The 18,723-nt window shown below is 61.2% G+C and carries 6 protein-coding genes; 2 read left to right on the forward strand and 4 right to left on the reverse strand.

Features of this window, described 5'->3' with window-relative positions; all coding sequences use genetic code 11:
* Nucleotides 1–302 precede the first annotated feature (302 nt).
* Nucleotides 303–3,296: an RHS repeat-associated core domain-containing protein gene (locus AC1TXO_RS11785; protein WP_486406483.1), complete on the reverse strand. Its 2,994-nt coding sequence runs from the start codon at nt 3,294–3,296 to the stop codon at nt 303–305.
* Between the two features lie 206 nt (nt 3,297–3,502).
* Between AC1TXO_RS11785 and AC1TXO_RS11790 the strand changes: the two genes are divergently transcribed.
* Nucleotides 3,503–10,774 (forward strand): Tc toxin subunit A-related protein, encoded by a 7,272-nt coding sequence (locus tag AC1TXO_RS11790; protein WP_486406484.1) that lies wholly within the window; start codon nt 3,503–3,505, stop codon nt 10,772–10,774.
* A gap of 76 nt (nt 10,775–10,850) precedes the next feature.
* Complete coding sequence (locus AC1TXO_RS11795) at nt 10,851–15,278, forward strand: SpvB/TcaC N-terminal domain-containing protein (RefSeq protein ID WP_486406485.1); 4,428 nt, start codon at nt 10,851–10,853, stop codon at nt 15,276–15,278.
* A gap of 62 nt (nt 15,279–15,340) precedes the next feature.
* Here the strand turns inward: AC1TXO_RS11795 and AC1TXO_RS11800 are convergent, their stop codons facing one another.
* The 3 genes from AC1TXO_RS11800 to AC1TXO_RS11810 form a co-directional block, all read right to left on the reverse strand.
* Complete coding sequence (locus AC1TXO_RS11800) at nt 15,341–16,729, reverse strand: sensor histidine kinase (RefSeq protein WP_486406486.1); 1,389 nt, start codon at nt 16,727–16,729, stop codon at nt 15,341–15,343.
* A complete protein-coding gene (locus AC1TXO_RS11805; RefSeq protein WP_486406487.1) occupies nt 16,707–17,387 on the reverse strand; it encodes a response regulator transcription factor in 681 nt (226 codons plus the stop codon). Before AC1TXO_RS11805 ends, AC1TXO_RS11800 begins: the two co-directional genes overlap by 23 nt.
* Nucleotides 17,388–17,601: 214 nt before the next feature.
* Nucleotides 17,602–18,618, reverse strand: a complete 1,017-nt coding sequence (locus tag AC1TXO_RS11810) for a branched-chain amino acid aminotransferase (protein ID WP_486406488.1) — start codon at nt 18,616–18,618, stop codon at nt 17,602–17,604.
* Nucleotides 18,619–18,723 lie beyond the last annotated feature (105 nt).

The following is an 18,723-nucleotide window of genomic DNA, read 5'->3' on the forward strand; positions in this document are numbered from 1 at the left end:
GTGCGAGGCGTCCCGTTTCTCTATTTGATCCCTTGAGTCGACCAGGTGGTGAGATCAGAGCTGCCCACGAATCTGCATTCTTGCGCAGGTAGCCGCCAGCAGTCGCTTCACCTCAGGTCATCAAGGGCGACGGATTCAGGCCCCGACGGCTCAAGGTCGCTACCGCTGCGCAACTTCTGGCTGATGTCCGCGAGCTTTCTGAACACCGCCCCCTGGCCTACGGGCCAGGAATCCATAGACTGATCGGTACCTTGGTATATGCCGAATTGCCTTCGGGCGCCGAGCAGTCAACGACGGTTACCTCATGTAGTGAACTGTTTAATCTGGTGCGTGGTAAAACTCCCCTTTGTGATGCCGGCCATTCTTGGCACCCTGACCTCTGGCCGGAATACATGATTCATGATCGTGTCCAGGCGGTCTGGATCGCGTTCATTGAGAATCAGGTTTTTATCCGCAGCATCGCTCAGGTGATCCGTAGCTCGTGCGATATGCAACCCCAAGCTGAATATAGAGTTTTCCATGCCATCGAAAAAAGCGTTGTCGGTGTCGATCATCATGCGGGCCTCCAACTGATTCTGCCCATCATCGGACAGCCCAGGTATCTGGGCGCGTGGAAACTCCTCGCTCATGGGATCGACCAGCGACAGCGAAGCATGTACGAAGGCAGCATTCGTGGCTGGTATTCGGTAGGCAATATTACCGAATCTGCTTTGTGGCTTTTTCAGCGTGGTGCCTAGTTCTAGCGAGAAAAATACATAATCGTCAGTGGCGAATCTGTCGAGGTCTGATTGGGTCGTGTTTTTTTCCGAAAAGGTTTTATCGTTGTCCTGCAACATTTTGCGTGAAAATATGTTGATATTACCGCTTTCGGTTGCGAGATCAGTGTTCGTAGCATGAACCAGATAGAAATCTTGCTTGATAAAGTGCTGGATGAACTCTTCCTGCTCTTGGGAGTAGGAGTAGCCGCGATTCATCAGGCTGAGTTTGTTATGCTTAGCCTGCTCTTGCATGCTCGGTCGAGGTGCTGGAGATGTTGTAGGCCTCTCACCGTCGTCACTAAGACTGGCGAGGAGCTCTTGCTCCTCTGCTAGAGCCTCCGGTGTGGGTATAAATTTAAAGGAGATTGGCGTGCCACCGAAGTCCGTCCCATAGGTATGCATACGCGCGAAACTGGCATCCGCCCGTTTCTTTCTGCTGATCTGTAGCCAGCGCCGGGCTACATCATCAGGGTTACGGCCATCGCTGTCGTGAAATATGATTGGATTGTTGCGGCACATCCTGAACAGGTTCAGCCCATCTATTGTCCCTGCAGGGTCTGCTGACAGCCAGCGACCAAACCAGGGCAGGTAATAGCGGTAGCCGTAGTAGTACAAGCCTGTCGCATCCCGTTCCTTGCCCGAGTGGCGGCGAGTCTTGTAGCTGGCCTCCACCTGGCTGCGCGCTGCCCATACTGCCGTATCGCCGTAGGGATAGTACTCCTCCAGGCTGATCATCTGGCCTTCACCGTCCACCTCCAGGCCACTGCTGCCAGTCAGCGTGTCGTGACTGTAGCGGATCGAGTCGTCAGGGAGGCCAGCAGGTTTGCCACGCTCCCAGTAAAGCACGTGAACCTGCGTCCGGCCTGCATCGGCCACGCGGATGATCTGCAGGTGTTGTGTGAGCGTCGCACCGGTGTGATGCGTGCGTAGCTCCAAGCCCGGCAGGTAGAGCGTCCGCTGCGTATGCACGCCGCTGCCCGTGGTTTGCATGCCGAGCTTTAACACCCGCTGGCTGGCAGCATCGTAGCGATAACGCTCGACATCGTCGCCGCCTGCGTCACGCACGATCGGGGTTACCTGCGCCAGCTCGTTGCGCGGTGTCCAGGCCAGCGCTTGGCCGGGCTGTAGCCTCCTTTGTTGTCCGCCTGCCGTGAACAGTGCATCGACAGCGCTCGGGTCTTCGGTCAGCGTGCTCGACACGGCGCGGTTGCTGCCGTGCGAAACGGTCAGTTCAGTGGTGTAGCTACGGTTCACGGCGGGCGCGCTATGGCGGATCTGCGTGAGATTGCCGGCGCAATCGTAACGGTAAGTGCGGGTGTAGTTGGTGTAGGCCGAAGCATCGATGGGGATGGGGACGCTTGCCAGCGGCAGGCCAGCGCCGGGTTCGCTTCCCTTGGCCATCTCCCGTCCGCTGGCGCTGACCAACTGGTACAGGCTGTCGTAGACGTAGATGTTTTCGGCTGATACGCGCTGGTTGCGCCAGAAGCGTGTCGGTTGCGCAGCGTCAGCTACTTTGACCACGTTGCCGACAGGGTCGTAAGTGTAGCGCAGGTCCTGCAAGACCTTGGCGCCTTGGGGATGGCCCGCTGGACGTGCGGTCCGTATACCCGCAAGGCGCTGGGTCTTCGGCTCGTAGGTGTAAGTGCTGACGACACCGTTGCCATGGGTTTCCTGCAGTTTTTGCCCCGCCGCAGAGTGGATAAGTGCGGTGATGATGGCGCGTTCAGGGCAGCCCGCAAGCGTTAGCCAGGAGCCTGAGAGGCCGCCTGCCACATCGTAAGCCAGCCGCTGACGATTGCCCTTGGCATCCGTGCTGGTCAGCATCGCGCCGGTGGCATCGGCGGTGGTCGTGGTGGTGAAGGGTTCATCGTCGAGCAGGTCGTTGCACGCGCTGGGGTCTGCGCCGGGCCAATGGGGCTGCCTGGCGCCCAGGTCGGCGCTCAGGTGGCGGGTCAGCGCAGACGCTATGCCGGTAAGGGCAACGGTGTCCGTCTGCAGCAAGCCTGCAGGGTCGTAGTGACCGATGCACCGACCAACGAGGTTGAGCGCTTGGTTGGCTGCTGTGTTTTCTGCATGGACAAAACGCTCGACGACCCGTGGCTCGCTGTCTGCAGTGCACTCGGTAATGCTGAGCAAGCGCCCGGCGAGGTGGCGATCTTCATACTGCCAGGTGCGGGTCAGCGCTTGGCTGACATCCAGCGTATCGCCCGTGCCCTGGGCAATGTTGCCGACCGCGAGCAGCGGCCTGCCTGCCGTATCCTGCAGTGTCAACTTCGTACCGTCATCGACCCCTCGTGTACGCAAGGGGGCGCCAGCCAAAGTCATTTCATAACGGAAATTGCTCGAGCCGGCTTCGCCCAGGCGCGGATCGGCACTGTGCGTGCAATCACCGCGCGGGCCATACCGATGACGGGTAATGCGCAAGGTGGTGATGGCTGGTGCCGCCGGGTGCCGATGGCAGGCGATCTCACGCACGAGTGCCGCACGAGCGTCGCGCACGATGACAGAGGGGGTCCTGGCGTGCAGCGAAGTACTCATGGGCCTCTCCTGTGGCGGCTGGGCTTGTGGTGGCCAGTGGGGGCGGCGAGAAGCGCAGGCGTCACCTGCTACCAGGCCATCGGCGACGGACATAGCCTTGCAATGTCATCGTGCTGGTTTTGTCGCGATGCGCACAACTAACAGTTTTGTCAGTTGCCGCTTTGCTAGGCGTGTACCAGTGTGATCCGCATTACGAGGAAGCCTCCATGACTGCAGAACGCGAATACCCTGTGACACTTAACAGCCTGAGCAGTAGCTTGGGCTTGACCTGTGAAGCGGCGGCAGCGCTGTTCAGTCCGGCCGAGATCATGCGCCGCGCCGAAGAAGCCGGACAGCCCTGTGATTGGTTGACAGTGCAAGCGTTGCATGCAGAGGCCCGAAAGCTGTACGACGATTTGCGTATATTGGAAAAGAGCGTCCTGACGCGTGCCTCGCCATTACTGCCGCGTGTGATTCGGGCAAGCGTCAACCCATCAGGTGTGTCGTTACTCGATTACCAGGAATGGTTCGGTGATCGCGCAACGCAGTATGCCCGCCCCGGGGAAGTGGCCTCGATGTTTTCGCCTGCCGCGTATCTGGCCGCGCTCTATCGTGAGGCGAGTACCCTGTATGAGGCAGACAGCCTGTGGCACATCGACCAGCGCCGGCCAGACCTGAAAGAATTGTTGCTGTCCCAGGCGAACATGGACACGCAAGTCAGCGCACTGACACTGTCCAATGAAATATCGATGGCGCTCGTCCAGAAGTTTTCTGGGGGCACCGAACAAGAAGTGCTGAAGGCCTTGTCGATCGATGTCCAATCCGCCGGCACGCCTTATCACCATCAGCACGCTCGCCTGCGGCATGTGCAGCAGACCAAAGATCCGGAGTTCCGCCATCTGCGATCAGCGTCCCTGGTTGTTGGGCGCCTGAGTGGGCAGGCTTTGGCGGGATTGCAATACGATATCTCACCCGGGCTCTACCGGCTGTTGACAGATGAGATTACAGAGGCCAATGCAGAAGAAAAGTACACTCAGTACTTTGGAGCGATACCCGTTGATGTGGTGCTGCAACCCCAGATGCTACGTCAGTGGTATGGGCTGACAGATGAGGAGGTGGTGCAATTCTTCAATGCGTCGGATCTTCCTGATGAGGGCACTGATGAGCTGAATACGTTGTTGTACGTACTGAAGCTGAATAAAGCCATTCGTCTTTACAGGGCTACTGGGCTGTCGCCGTTGATGCTGGTAGACATTGTCAACGCGGTCAATGCTGAGCAGATCACCGATGAGACGCTCAGCCTGGTATTTCTGGCGGCGCTGCTGGAGAAACAGTATGGCGTATCGCACGAGGATGCCTTGGTCATGGTGGGCGTGCCTGTCTCGCTGTCGCCTCGTCGCGATGAGCTGAGTCACTGGGACAGGACTTTCAATCGCGTTACCTTTACAGAAGGCGGGTTCACGCCTAAGCCTGACGACGAAGCGAAGCTGCACCCTGACCATCATGAGGAGAAGTACGCTGCTGACCGGGCAGCGCTCAGAAGCGCTTGCGGGGTCGATGACGATGGGTTGTATTGGCTCGGAAGGTCGTTGACGGAGGGCGAGGGTGATGAGGTCACCATCAGGTTTTCGCACAAGCAGGTCTCTCAGCTGTATGCGCTCAGCCTATGGGCCCGCTCACTGCAACTCCCCCCCCAGTCCCTGCACCAATTGCTCACGATGCTGGATGCACCGCGCAACCTCTACGCTCAACCGCCTGCGGTATGGCTGGTGCAGTGGCAAAGGCTGTCGGCCACAGTGGCGTGGCTGGACACTTGCGGCTGGACGGTGCATGACCTTGTGCTGATGACACGTGAAGTGTCGCAGCTTCCATCCAGCACCGAGATCAATGTTTTTCTCGCACAAGTGGTCTCTGTCATCAGTACGGCCGAGGACGCGGTATCGGTATCCTCTCGGGTTGCACAGCTGGCGCCATTGGTCGGCGCGGTATTTGCGTTGAATAGCGAGACGGCCATCAGTGCGGTGCTGAGCTGGGCCAGCACGGCTGACGGGTTGCCCAGTGTGGAGGAATTCTGGAATCAGCTCAGCGACCATGTCCCGGGCGAACCGTTCTGCGCTGACGCCGTGAAATTTGCTTACGGCCTGGCGCAGCGTGCGCTGATCGTTCATGCCACTGGCGTCAGCTCGGATGCGCTGGCGTTGTTCACCAACAGTCCGGCGAAGCTGGATCCTGTATTTGTCGACACCTTGCCTTGTTCATTGCAAATGGTGCAGGCGCTGCATGCCTTCAGTCGATGGTTGAGCACACGCGCCGATGCTGCCGGCGAAGTGCTGAGCGCGCTGGCGGGTGAGGGGCTTGGTATAGCGCAGGTCGCCAGAACATTCGCAGTATCGGATTCGTTGGCCGGGCAAGCGATGAACGTCGTTCATTCGAATGGTGATAGTGTGCAGCCTGGGCACCTGCAAACGGCTTCGGAAATTCAAGTCCTTGGGCAGTGGCTGGACCTGAGCGATTTTTTCAGGGTTTCACCGCGCGATGTCCAGGCCATGCTGGAACTGAACAAGGACTACACAAAGGGTTCAACTCCAGCAGGTACCTGGGATGCATGGAGCAAGGTGGCTGACGCTTTCAATACGGGGCTCGATGACCCGCAGCGCGACAGCGTCCACGAGCGCCTGGCCGAGGGGCTCAGTGCCGCGCTCTGTGGCTACTTGCTGATGCACAGACAAGAACCGGACGGCTTGAACTACCTGGTGCAAAACCGGGAAGCGCTGTCCCGTTATCTGTTGGTGGATAACCTCAATGCAGCGCAGGTGAAGAGTAGCCGTGTAGCCGAGGCGATCGCCTCACTTCAATTGCTCATTCATCGCGTGATGAGCCTGCCGCCTGGTACGGCGTCTGATAACGGGGAAAGCGCGGACGTGCAGCGCGCCGCCTTGGACCGGCAGTTCTTCCGTGACTGGACGCAGTGGAACGCCCGGTTCAGTACCTGGGCCGGCGGCCAGAAGCTCGCCTATTACCCAGAGAACTATATAGACCCGACTGTCCGTCTGGGGCAGACGACGATGATGGATGATATGTTGCAGAAGTTGGGTCAGGCGCAAATCAACACTGACACGGTGGGCGACGCCTTCCTGGGTTATCTGGCCGGCTTCGAAGAGGTCGCCAATCTCGAAACGATCAGTGGCTACCATGACTCCAGGGTGCAGAATGCCGGAAAAGTCTGGTTCGTTGGCCGCAGTCACTCACAGTCGCTGGAATACTGGTGGCGCACACTCGATGAAAGCAAGCGCAGCGCCGAGGCTCAGGTGCCCGCCAATGCATGGACCGGCTGGACACCTATCACCTGTGCGCCTCAGCCTTTGGGTAACTTGATTCGCCCCGTGGTGTTCAGGGGGCGCATGTACCTGGGGTGGATCGAGCGCACCGAAGAAGTGGTGGGGCGCGATGCCGCCGGTGGCGCAAAAGAAACTGTTTTCGCCTGGTCACTGAAACTGTCCATGCTGCGCTACGACGGGGGCTGGAGTGTGCCCAACGTTTATCGATACCCCAACGGGGAGATGGGAAGCCTGGACAATTATTTGAAAGCAGCCGATAAAGTACCGACCGATCTGGGCTTTTACCTCGGCCTCTGGCCCGATGGCGAAATCATATGTGTTGCGGTTTATAGAAAAGACCAGGTGCACCAGGAAGCAAATCCATTCATCGGTGAGCGAGCGGTGTACGAGGACTTTTCCGTCCAGAAGACCAGTCTGCTTTCAGGCAACTTGGCCTACATACAACCGCGGCTGGACACCAGCACCACGACCGCTGTCCTGACACCGCTTGCGCCGCAAGCCCCTGTTGCCGAGCAGGCGTTCTCCAGCGAAACGCCAAAGCCTAGCGGGTTCACGAACTTCGACGTCACCCATTTCAGGGCGCAGATCGAGGATGTCAAGCATGAGGCTGCGGGCACTTCGTTCAGAGTCAAGCTCGACTTGAACGTGTACGTTGATTGTCTGCGTCCCTCGCTTGAAAACCCGGGCCTCAGGTTTCTCGTCAACAAGTTTTCCGAGCTTCATGATGCTCGACCTGCGTTCATTGCGACTTCTCCATTTTCTGAGCAGGCCGCATACATCCAAAGTGCAGAGGGTTTTGCCTATTTTAGGAGCAATAGAACGCCCCCTTATGCACGGCTCAAGGATCATGCCGCCGGCGACACCTTCTATGGTCCACAAAAAGACCTGACCGTGGGCCCCGTACATGTGTTCAAGTTCCCGATTGATGCGCCTGCCTATAATCCGATTTTTTGCACGCTCGACATCGACTACGGTGATCGGATTGATTACGACCGACCGCTGACAAACATTTTTCAGGGTTTCACATTGGCGCCGTTGTCTGGCTATGTAGGCCCAGTGCCCGGTCCCGTCAAAAAGGAGTCGGTTAGATTATGGGTAGCCCAGGGAACAGCAGACTATGAAAATAGGCAGGAGCAAGATACCGATTATGATAATTGGGCCCGTAATGGGGTTTCCGTGAGGTGGTCAGGTACGCGTTTTCCCCGCTCCGACAGCACGCTACCCTTTACGATGACAGGCAACGAAACGATCTTGCGCGTCAAGATGGATTTCCCTGGCGGCTTCCGTGAGTGGACGTTGCTCGTCAGGTCAACCGGGACCGAACTGGTCGCCGATCTGATTGACAGGCTGATACTGCCAGACTTTCCACGCCACGGCAGTGCGCAGTACCTCGAGCACCGGAGCGGGGTCCGCACTCGTCTCAATACACTGTTTGCCCGCAAGCTGACCGAACAGGCTCAGCACGGTATCGCTGCCATCTTGAACTTCGAGACTCAGCAGGTTGAGGAACCCCCGCTCTATGCGCAGCATGTGTCCATTACCTTCTCTGCGTATGATCGATCAATCCACGGCGATGGCAGCGTCGACTTCTACTATGTATTAATCCTGGACGACAAAGAGCCCCAGTCCAGGCCCCGTTACCTGGCTTATCGCGCTACTCTTGACCTTGAGGGGGACAAGACCGTCATCACCCTCCCGATGCCTGAACTGCGTGGCAAGGTCTTGCAACAAACCGATGCGCTGTACATTGCTGCGACATTCGGTGGCATGCCGGACATGAGTTCTTGTACTCAGTGGTACAGCTTCAAATTTGTCGCTGCTACCAGGCGTTATTCGGGCAGGAACAATCAGCACAAGATCCCCGGTACCACGGATGCCCAACTCATAGGCCCTCCACTCAGCCAGATGGACTTTGCAGGGGCCAACGCCATCTACTTTTGGGAGTTGTATTACTACACACCCATGATGGTCATGCAGCGGTTCTTGAGCGAGGAGCGTTATGACCTCGCCGAGCAGTGGCTGAAGTATATCTTCAGTCCCTCAGGGTATTCGTCGGGTGGGCAGAGCCTCAATCGGCTGTGGAATGTGCGCCCGCTGCATGAAGACACCACGTGGAACAATCGGCCATTGGAATCCTACGACCCGGACGCCGTGGCGCAGAATGATCCCATGCATTACAAGGTCAATGCCTTCATGCGCCTGTTGGACATCATCATCGGCAGGGGTGATACCGCCTACCGCAAGCTCGAGCGGGATACCCTGGTAGAAGCCAAGGTTTGGTATGGGCGCGCCCTGGACCTGCTGGGCGAGGCACCGTGGATCGAATCCGGCGCCGATTGGGCCAGTGATACACCCACATTGGAGCGCGCTGCCGAGGATCGTACACTGGCGTTCCTCACCGCATTCAATCAATTGTCGCGTGGCCAGCGCCGGCCCGCCGACGGTGTGACACTGGATGCAAATGCAAAGCCGCTTTTCCTGCCGGAAGCCAACGAAGTGATGCTGGGCTACTGGGAAACGCTGCGCATCCGCCTGTACAACCTGCGGCATAACCTGACGCTGGATGGTCGTCCATTGAATCTGCCCTTGTTCGCCGCGCCGGCCAATCCAAAAGCGTTGCTGGCCGCCGCTGTGGCTGCTGAAAGCGGTGCAGGCGGTACGTTGCCTCCCGATCTCTCTTACATACCGGCGCTGCGTTTCACGCCTTTGCTGGAAAGCGCCCGCTCCATGGCGTCCCAGTTGATTCAGTTCGGCAGCAGCATGCAGCAGATCCTGATCAGCCAGGACGGTGAGGCCCTCGCCGAGCTGCTGGCCACTCAGGGCGCCGCCGTCGCGGCCAATAACGTCAGTCTGCATTTGCAGACATTGGAGGAACTGGCTGCTGAACGCGCCACACTCACCGCCTCCTTGGACGCGATCAAGGTACGTCTGGACCACTATGAAAAACTGCACGAGGAAAACATCAGCGGCGCAGAGCAGGCTGCCCTGCTGGGCATCCAGAAGGCTGTCGAGAGCTCCATGCGTGCCACGACTGCCTTCACGGCCGGTGCCGTTATCGCTGCTGCGCCCAACATCTTTGGCGTTGCCAACGGAGGTCATCAACCTGGTCAAATTGCGTACGCGGCGGGGTACGGTATCCAGACCACAGCAGAACGTGACCATGGTCGAGCCAATCGGCTCGTCACTGAAGAACAATACCGCCGACGTCGGCAGGACTGGGATCTGCAGCGCAAGATCGCGCGGGCCGAGCTCGACACGGTGGAGGCTCAGCTCAAGGCGCTGGAGATCCGCAGGCGCTCCTCGCAGATGCAGATAGACCACATGGAAACCCTCTGCGCCCAGGCCCAGGCGCAGTTGGCGCTGTTCCATGACAAGTTCGCCGGCAAGGCCATGTACAGTTGGCTTCGCGGGCGTCTGGCGACGATCTTCTACCAGTACTACGACCTGACCGCGTCGATGTGCCTGATGGCCCAGCAAGCGCTGCAATGGGAAAAGGGCGACGAGACCAGGTACCTCAAGACCGGTACCTGGACAGGCGCCTGGACCGGTTTGATAAGCGGGGAGGGGCTGATGCTCAGCCTGGCGCAGATGGAGGTGGCGTGGACCAAGCACCAGAAGCGCGACCTGGAGGTGACCCGCAGCGTGTCGCTGGCGCAGGTCTACGCTGCGCTGTATAGCGGCGACAGCTTGCAGGATGCGGTCAGGGCGATCTTGAACTCGGGCACCCCGAATGCCGGGGATGGGCACCTCAAGCTCATGTTGGCGGGGGACGAACTCGGCATTACGTTTGATTTGAGTGAGCTCAAGCTGATGGCCGACTTCAGCACTGGTCGAGGCCGTGTACGCAGTATCGCGGTAACCTTGCCGGCGCTGCTGGGGCCATACCAATCGGTGCGCGGGAACATGTACACCACTACCAACGGCCTGCCGGCAGGTTGCGAGCGCTGCGCTATTTCTTCCGCGATGCATGACAACGGACTGTTCCCCGCCGACGGCCACAGCGACCCGCGTGCGAGCGCCCGTTGGTTGCCATTCGAAGGGCTGGACCTTGGCGTGAAGAGCAACATGACGCTGAGTTTCGCGCAAGCCACTGATGCTCAGAAAGCGCTGCTGGAGAGCTTGACCGACATCATCTTGCACATCCAGTACACCGTTCGTTAATCGTGCGCACTGTGTTGGCCTGGCCTGTCTGCTGCTTAACCCAGCGCCGGGCAGGCGTAGCATATAGGGATGAACCATGATCGATACTACCGCGAACAGCTCGTCCAGCGCCCCCGAGCCGATCTTCACCCCGCCATCGCTGCCCAAAGGCGGAGGTACCGTTTCCGCCGGCGGCGGCATGCTATCGTTCGGAGGCAGCGACGGTGGTGCGAGTTGGAGCCTGCCGTTACCACTGCCTGGTGGCCGCACGCTTGCGCCGCAGATGGCGCTTCGATACGCCTCGGGGGGCGGCAACAGCCCATTCGGCGCGGGTTGGGAATTAGGCGCGCCCGCCGTGTTCCGTATGAACCGCTTCGGGGTGCCGCGCTACAACGCCGATGATCGACTGGTGGGCCCGGACGGGGAAGAAATTCTGCGTGACAAGGTCGCGTCGCGCACTGCCGAATGCCTCCCGTTTTCCACCGCCGAGCTCGGCACCTTCACGGTTACCAGTTGGGTGCCGCGCAGCGGCAACCGCGCCGGGGCGCTGGAGCACTGGATGGCCGACACTGCGCAAGCGGGTTCGGCGGAGTCTGCCGGGTTCTGGTTGCAGTGGAGCGCCGATGGCAGCATCACACTGTACGGTTGGTCGGACAGCGCGCGCTTGCGCGACCCGCAGGACCCGACACGGGTCGCGGGCTGGTATATCGAGGAAACCGTAGACGCAGTCGGCGAGCATGTCGTGTATACCTGGCGTGGCGAAGACGACTGGCACTGCTGCGATAAAGAAAAGCAGCAGCATGCGCATGTCACCCACGTCTATCTGGACACCATCTATGCCCGTAACATCGCCCCGGCGGCGGCGCTACTGGTGCCGGACAGCGCATTCGCCGCCGATGATTTTCTGAGCTTCATGTGCGCTGACTACGGCGAGCGCGGGGCTGACCCGAGCGTGGTGCCGTTGGCTCCTGGCCGGCTGCCGACTGACGTGCATTGGCCTTTGCGCACCGATACGTTCTCCTTTTGGCGATATGGCTTCGAGGTACGCACGCGCCGCCTGTGTCGTGACTTGTTGCTGTGGCAGCGCACGGCGCGGATGGCCGGTGGCGAAGACACCACAGCACAGCTGATTTCGCGGCTGCACCTGACCTACGACGCCACGCGGATTACCAGTACGTTGTTGGCCGCGCAAGTGTTCGCCTATGAGGCCGACGGCACGTTGGCGATGCTGCCGCCGACCGAGTTCGCGCTCAGCCAGCCTGGTGGCGTGCCGACCGACGAGGCCTGGGCGTCGGTGCCAGCGCTGGCGGGTTTCTACCCGCAGCGCTGGCAGTTTGCCGACCTGTACGGCGAGGGGTTGCCGGGTTTGCTGTATCTGGACGACGGAGCCTGGTGGTACCGGGCTCCTGGACGCGACCCCTCTGGCGGGCCGGACGCTGTGACCTGGGAAACGGCCCTGGCGCTGCCGTTGGCGCCGGATGCGAGCAGCGGGCAGTTGATAGACCTCGATGGCGACGGCCGCCCGCAATGGCTGGTCAGCGTACCGGGCTTGAATGGCAGCTTCACCCTCTCGGCCGACGGCAAGTGGGATCGTTTCATGCCGCTTGATGCGATGCCGTCAGAGTTGCTGCATCCGTCGGCACAAATGGCCGACTTGACCGGCGGCGGCCTGCAGGACGTGGTCATGATCGGGCCGCGCAGTGTAAGGATATGGGCCTCGGCCGGAGCGCGTGGTTGGTTGCCAGCGCAGGGCGCAGAACACCCTGGCCCACGGCCGCTGCCGACGCGCGGCGACGAGACGCGGCTGGTCGCCTTCGCCGACCCAGCGGGCAGCGGCCAGCAACACCTGGTGGAAATTAGCGGTGACGGAGTCACCTACTGGCCGTCGTTGGGGCACGGACACTTTGCCCAGCCCATCAGCATGGAGGGGTTCGCCGTCGAGCACTTCGCTGCCAGCCGGGTGCTCCTCGGGGATACCGACGGCTCTGGCACTACCGACATCCTCTACGTCGAAGCGGACCGCATCCGCGTGTTCATCAGCGAGGCCGGCAACGCGTTTCATGAAGCGACCCCCATCCCGACGCCCGAGGGGCTGCATCCGGACGATACCTGGTCCTTGCAGGTCGCCGATGTGCGCGGCCAGGGCACGGCTGAGTTGCTGTTGACGGTATCGCACCCTCGGCCACGCAGTTGGCTGTACCGTTTCAATGCCACGCGTCCGTGGTTGTTGTCGGAAACCTGCGACAACATGGGTGGCCGGAGCTTGTTGACCTACCGCAGTTCGGCGCAGGGCTGGCTGGACGAAAAAGCGGCCCTGAAGGCGGCGGGCAAACCAGCGGTGAGCAGTTTGCCATTCCCGGTACACATGCTCAGTCGAGTAACCCAGGTCGACGATATCAGTGGCTTGGTCACCGACACCGAGATGCATTACCGACGCGGTGTGTGGGATGGCCGCGAGCGCGAGTTCCGCGGCTTCACCCGGCTGGTGCAGCGTGACACCTCGCACGATGCCCGGGGCACGGCCGGCGAAACCTCACCCGCTGTAGAGGTGCGCACCTGGTTCTTGAGCGGGGTGGAAGCGTACGACGGCCTGCCTGACGACATCTATCTCCCGCAAGCGTCCCACGAACATGCCTTCACAGAGCGCCCGACGCGCTTGACTCAGTTGACGAGCGCCCAGCTCGACGAGCCTTGCACGCCTACGGCGGCCGCCCGGCAATGGCTACTACGTGCCCTCAAGGGCATGCCAGTGCGCACCGAGGTGTATGGCCTGGATGCCAGTGCCAAGGCTGACGTGCCCTACAGCATCAGCCGCCAGCGTTGGCAGGTGCGCGCTTGTGCCACCGACAACCCGGAGCGCCCAGCGGCGCTGGTCATACCAGTGGAGACCCTGTCGTTCGCGGTCGAGCGGATAATCGAGGACCCGGTGGTCACGCAGTCCGTGGTCCTCGGCATGGACGCCTTCGGCACCCCGCTATGCACTGTGCAAGTGCATTACCCACGGCGTCAGGGCGATCCCAGCGCTTACTACCCGGACACCCTGCCCGAAGGCTTGGTCGCCGCAGCGCAGGACGATCAGCAGTATCAGCAGTGGCTAACCCTGGAGCGGACGGTGGTGGTCAATCGCCATGACCGAGCGCAGGGCATCCACCTGACCGGGCTGGCACTCAGCGCTCGCTCGGACATCCTGTGGCGGGCGGGCGAAGCGGTCGAACCCGACTTGTGTGTCGAGCGTCTGACAGCCTCGGACGGACCGCTGAGCGACCTGAGCGCGGCGACGTTGGGCAGTTACACCCAGACCCGCTGGTTCGACCAGGATGGGCGTCCAGGGGTGGTGCCTGGTCGGCCGGCGCTGGCCGCCTATACCGAAACGGCATTGTTGGAAGAAGCCTCGCTGGGTGTGTTCCGCGAACTGCTGTCGGAGGAGGAGCTGCAGGCGTTGTTGGCCACGGGTGGCTATCACGATCTGCCTCTGCCGGCTGAGGACGGCTCGCCGGCACAGGTGGTCAAAACCGGGCGTTACAACCTGCCGGAGTACCTGGGCGCCGACGCCTTCTACCGCCTGCGCGCGGTACGCCCCAATGAGCTGACAGGTGCAACCTTGTTGGAGTGGGACGCGGCCTATAACGTGGTGATGCGGACCACCGACGCCGCCGGACTGACCACCTCGTTCGAGTACGATTGGCGCTTCATGACGCCGCTGAAGCTGGTAGATCCTAACGACAATGTTCACGAGTCGCAGTCAGACGTCCTCGGGCGTACAGCGCAGGCCCGATTCCATGGCACCGAGAATGGCGTAATGAGTGGCTATACGCCGAGCGAAGAGCAGGCTTTCAATGTTCCACTGACGGTGGATGCTGCGCTTGGCTTGGGGTGCATAGCGGTACATACGGCCCACCGCACCGTGGCTGACAGTTGGATGCCCGTGAAACCCCTGGAGATGCCTGGGGCTGTGCCGCGTATCGGCGAGCTGGCATTGCGCCGCTGGCGCGACGAACTGGGCATGCCGGCACCAGAAGACCCGCGGGAGGGGCGTGAACCACCCCATGTGATCAGCCTGCTAAGCGACCGCTACGATACTGATCCGCAACAGCAAGTGCGCATCAGCGTGACTTACAGCGATGGCTCAGGACGTGTCCTGCAGACGGCTGTGCTCAGTCCGCGCGGTGAGGCGTTCGAGTTGTTGACCAATGGCGCTCTTGCGACGGACGCTAGCGGACGCGCCAGGAGCAGTGTGGCTGACCCGCGCTGGGCAGTGAGCGGCAAGACCGAATATGACCAGAAAGGGCAAGTGGTTCGTACATGGCTGCCGTTCTACCTGGACACTTGGAAACCGGTATACGACGCCAGCGCGCGGGACAGCGTGTACGCCGACACTCACCGGTACGACGCGCTAGGCCGAGAATATCGGGTGCTGACGGCTGCTGGTTGGGAGCGGGGGACGCAGTTCTACCCCTGGTTCACGGTGGCCGAAGATGAGAACGACACGGCCGAAGAGGTGCTGGCCAGGCGCCCGGCGACGTAGGTTGCCCTGCATTGAACAGTCTGCGCTGGCCTCAATGTGCAAGGGCGGTGCCTGCTCGGTACTCAGCGCGGACTGGGCGGCGCGCACTGGATCATCAGCTGTGCCCCGCCCCAGGCACTGGCGCCGATCGTCAAGTCGAAACCGTGCAAGTCGACGATGGCTGCGACGATCGACAAGCCCAGGCCGAATCCAGGTTGCCGGTGGCCTGCTTCGCTGCGGTAGAAGCGTTTGAGCACCGCACCCCGCTCGGCTTCCGGGATGCCGGGGCCACTGTCCTCGACGCTGAACTGTACGATGCCGTCATGCACGGCCGCCCTCAGCAGCACCTGCCCCCCCGGTGGGGTGAATTTGATCGCATTGCTCAGCAGGTTCGCCAGCGCCTCGAACAGCAGCTCATGGTCGCCATGCACGGTTGGCAGGCTGGCAGGCTGCTCCAAGGTCAGGCGAATGTCGCTGTCCTCGGCCATCGGCAGGTAGAAGTCGTGCAGCTCGACCAGTAGCGCCTGCGCGTCGAGTTCGACGAACCCGGCCCGACGCTGGCGATCTTCCAGTTCGCTGATGCGCAGCAGGCCGCGAAAGCGCGCCATCAGGGTGTCGGTTTCGGCGATGGCCTGGTCCAGTGCTTCGGCTTCGGGTGAGTTGGCACCGCTTTGCTGGCGGATCCGGTAGAGCTGGGCGCGCAGGCGCGTCAGCGGCGTGCGCAGGTCGTGGGCAATGTTGTCGCACACGCCCTTGACCTCGTGCATCAAGCGTTCGATGCGGTCGAGCATGGCGTTGACAATGGCTGCCAGCATGTCCAGTTCGTCGCGCCGCGCCGACAGCGGCAGGCGATGGGTGAGGTCGCCGGCGACGATCAGCTCGGCGCTGGCCTGCACGGCGCGGATGCGCTTGAGCGGGCGCCTTCGCAGCAGGTACCAGCCTGCGAAACCCGGAATCAGCGTCAGCGAGATACCCCAGAGCAGCGCGTGGAGGATGATGCGCGTGACTACGAACAGCGAGCCGTTGTCACGCACCAGCACCAGCCAGCGCCCGTCGGGAATGCGGATCGCCACGGCGTCACAGCTGTCGCGCGGCAGGTGCGGGTCGTCGGCATCCAGGCAGCGCTTGAGCTCGTGGACCTTGCCGTCCAGGCCCAGCTCTGGGGGGATCGAGCGGATGCGACCGCCGATGGGGTTCAACTGCGGGTCGAACAGGCCGTAGGCATCGAAGCTGCGCTCTTCGAAGGCCTGGCTGGCGATCAGGGCATCGTCCAGCTGCTTGCCCGTCATGTGCGCGAACAGGTGCTGGCGCTGCAGCATGGAGTGGCGGGTCAGCTTGTTCAGGTAGCTGGTGACCTCGAAGTACAGCACCCCCATGAGGATGCTGCTCCAGGCCACGAACAGGAAGCTGTACAGCGCCAGCAGGCGACTGGTCGACGAACTCCAGCCCTTAGACGGGTTCAGCAATGGCATACCCGGAGCCCCGTACGGTTCGGATCAGCGGTGTCTGGCCGGGCGGGTCGATCTTCTTGCGCAGGCGGCCGATGTGCACGTCGATCAGGTTGGTGCCCGGGTCGAAGTGATAGCCCCAGACTTCCTCGAAGATCATCATCCGGGTGATGACCTGGCCGGAGTGGCGCATCAGGTATTCGAGCAGTTTGTATTCGGTGGGCAGCAGGTTCAGGCTGCTCTCGCCGCGGCGTGCTTCGTGGCTGATCAGGTCCAGCTCCAGGTCGGCGACCTGCAGGCGGGTCTGGGTCATGGGTACGCTGTTGCGGCGCAGCAGCACTTCGACGCGAGCGGCCATCTCGTCGGAGGCGAACGGCTTGGTCAGGTAGTCGTCGCCACCGGCGCGCAGGCCGCGCACGCGCTCGTCGACATCGGACAGGGCGCTGATCATCAGGATGGGCGTGGCGATCTTCAGGCTGCGCAGGGTAGTGACGATGGTCAGGCCATCGACTTCCGGGAGCATGCGGTCGACGGTGATCAGGTCATAGCCACCCGCGATGGCCTTGGCCAGACCTTCGCGGCCATTGTCTGCCCAGTCGACTTCCAGCCCATGGCTGGAAAGTTCGGCGACGATTTCCTGGGCGGTGACGGCGTCGTCTTCGATGGTCAGTACGCGGGGCATGCTAATACCTGGGCGGCGATTGGATGACTGATTGTGCCAAAGAATAGACAAGCGGCGATTTAAGAAAAATTCATCTATCTGGGGCATTGTGCCAGTTCTGGGCATTTTGTCAGTCAATCTGCGTGCACAACAGCTATTGCGGGGGCGCGGGCTTGCCGGCGAAGCAAAAAAAAGGGCATGCCGTCGCTGGCATGCCCTTCGTTTGTCGCGAAAATCAGGCGACCTTGACGATCCAGCCAGCGGGCGCTTCGACGTCGCCGCTCTGGATGCCGGTCAGCTCGTTATAGAGCTTCTGGGTGACCGGGCCAACCTTTTCCAGGTCGTGGAACACGTGCAGCTTGCCGTTGTACTCGATGCCGCCGATCGGGGTGATCACTGCAGCGGTGCCGCAGGCGCCGGCTTCGATGAAACGGTCGAGCTTGCTGATCTCGACGTCGCCCTCGATCACGGTCAGGCCCAGGCGCGATTGCGCCAGTTCCATCAGCGACAGGCGGGTGATGCCTGGCAGTACCGATGCCGATTTCGGCGTGACGAACTCGTTGTTGGCGGTGATGCCGAAGAAGTTGGCCGAGCCCACTTCCTCGATCTTGGTGTGGGTCAGCGGGTCGAGGTAGATGGCGTCTGCGAAGTTGGCTTTCTTCGCTTCCGAGCCCGGCTGCAGGCTGGCGGCGTAGTTGCCACCGACCTTGGCGGCGCCGGTGCCTTGCGGGGCGGCGCGGTCGAAGCTGGAGATCTGGAAGTTGTGCGGCTTCATGCCGCCCTTGAAGTACGAGCCCACCGGGATGGCGAAGACCGAGAAGATGAACTCCGGCGCGGTGCGCACGCCGATGTTGTCACCGGTGCCGATCACGAACGGACGCAGGTACAGGGCGCCCTTGCCGTGCGGCGGGACGAACTTCTCGTTGGCCTTGACCACCTGCTTGCAGGCCTCGATGAACACATCGGTCGGCACGTGCGGCATCAGCAGGCGCGCGCAACTGCGCTGCATGCGTGCGGCGTTCTGGTCGGGGCGGAACAGGTTGATCGAACCGTCCTTGCAGCGATAGGCCTTCAGGCCTTCGAAGCATTGCTGGCCGTAGTGCAGGGCGGTCGAGCCTTCGCTGATGTGCAGCACGTTGTCTTCGGTCAGGGTGCCTTTGTCCCACTCGCCGTTGCGCCACACGGACAGGTAGCGCTTGTCGGTCTTGATGTAGTCGAAGCCCAGCTTGTCCCAGTTGATCTCGTTGCTCATGACACCCTCTATTGTCTTGCAGAGGCCCGATCGCTCGGGCTGCTTTTAAATGCGCACCTCGCCACGATAATACATCCGCAGAGGATGGGGAACGGCCAGTCACGA

The organism is Pseudomonas sp. FA117, assembly GCF_057370475.1.

Coding starts and splice junctions, on each gene's coding strand:
- AC1TXO_RS11785 (WP_486406483.1), bottom strand. CDS start 3,296: ATGAGTACTTCGCTGCACGCCAGGACCCCCTCTGTCATCGTGCGCGAC.
- AC1TXO_RS11790 (WP_486406484.1), top strand. CDS start 3,503: ATGACTGCAGAACGCGAATACCCTGTGACACTTAACAGCCTGAGCAGT.
- AC1TXO_RS11795 (WP_486406485.1), top strand. CDS start 10,851: ATGATCGATACTACCGCGAACAGCTCGTCCAGCGCCCCCGAGCCGATC.
- AC1TXO_RS11800 (WP_486406486.1), bottom strand. CDS start 16,729: ATGCCATTGCTGAACCCGTCTAAGGGCTGGAGTTCGTCGACCAGTCGC.
- AC1TXO_RS11805 (WP_486406487.1), bottom strand. CDS start 17,387: ATGCCCCGCGTACTGACCATCGAAGACGACGCCGTCACCGCCCAGGAA.
- AC1TXO_RS11810 (WP_486406488.1), bottom strand. CDS start 18,618: ATGAGCAACGAGATCAACTGGGACAAGCTGGGCTTCGACTACATCAAG.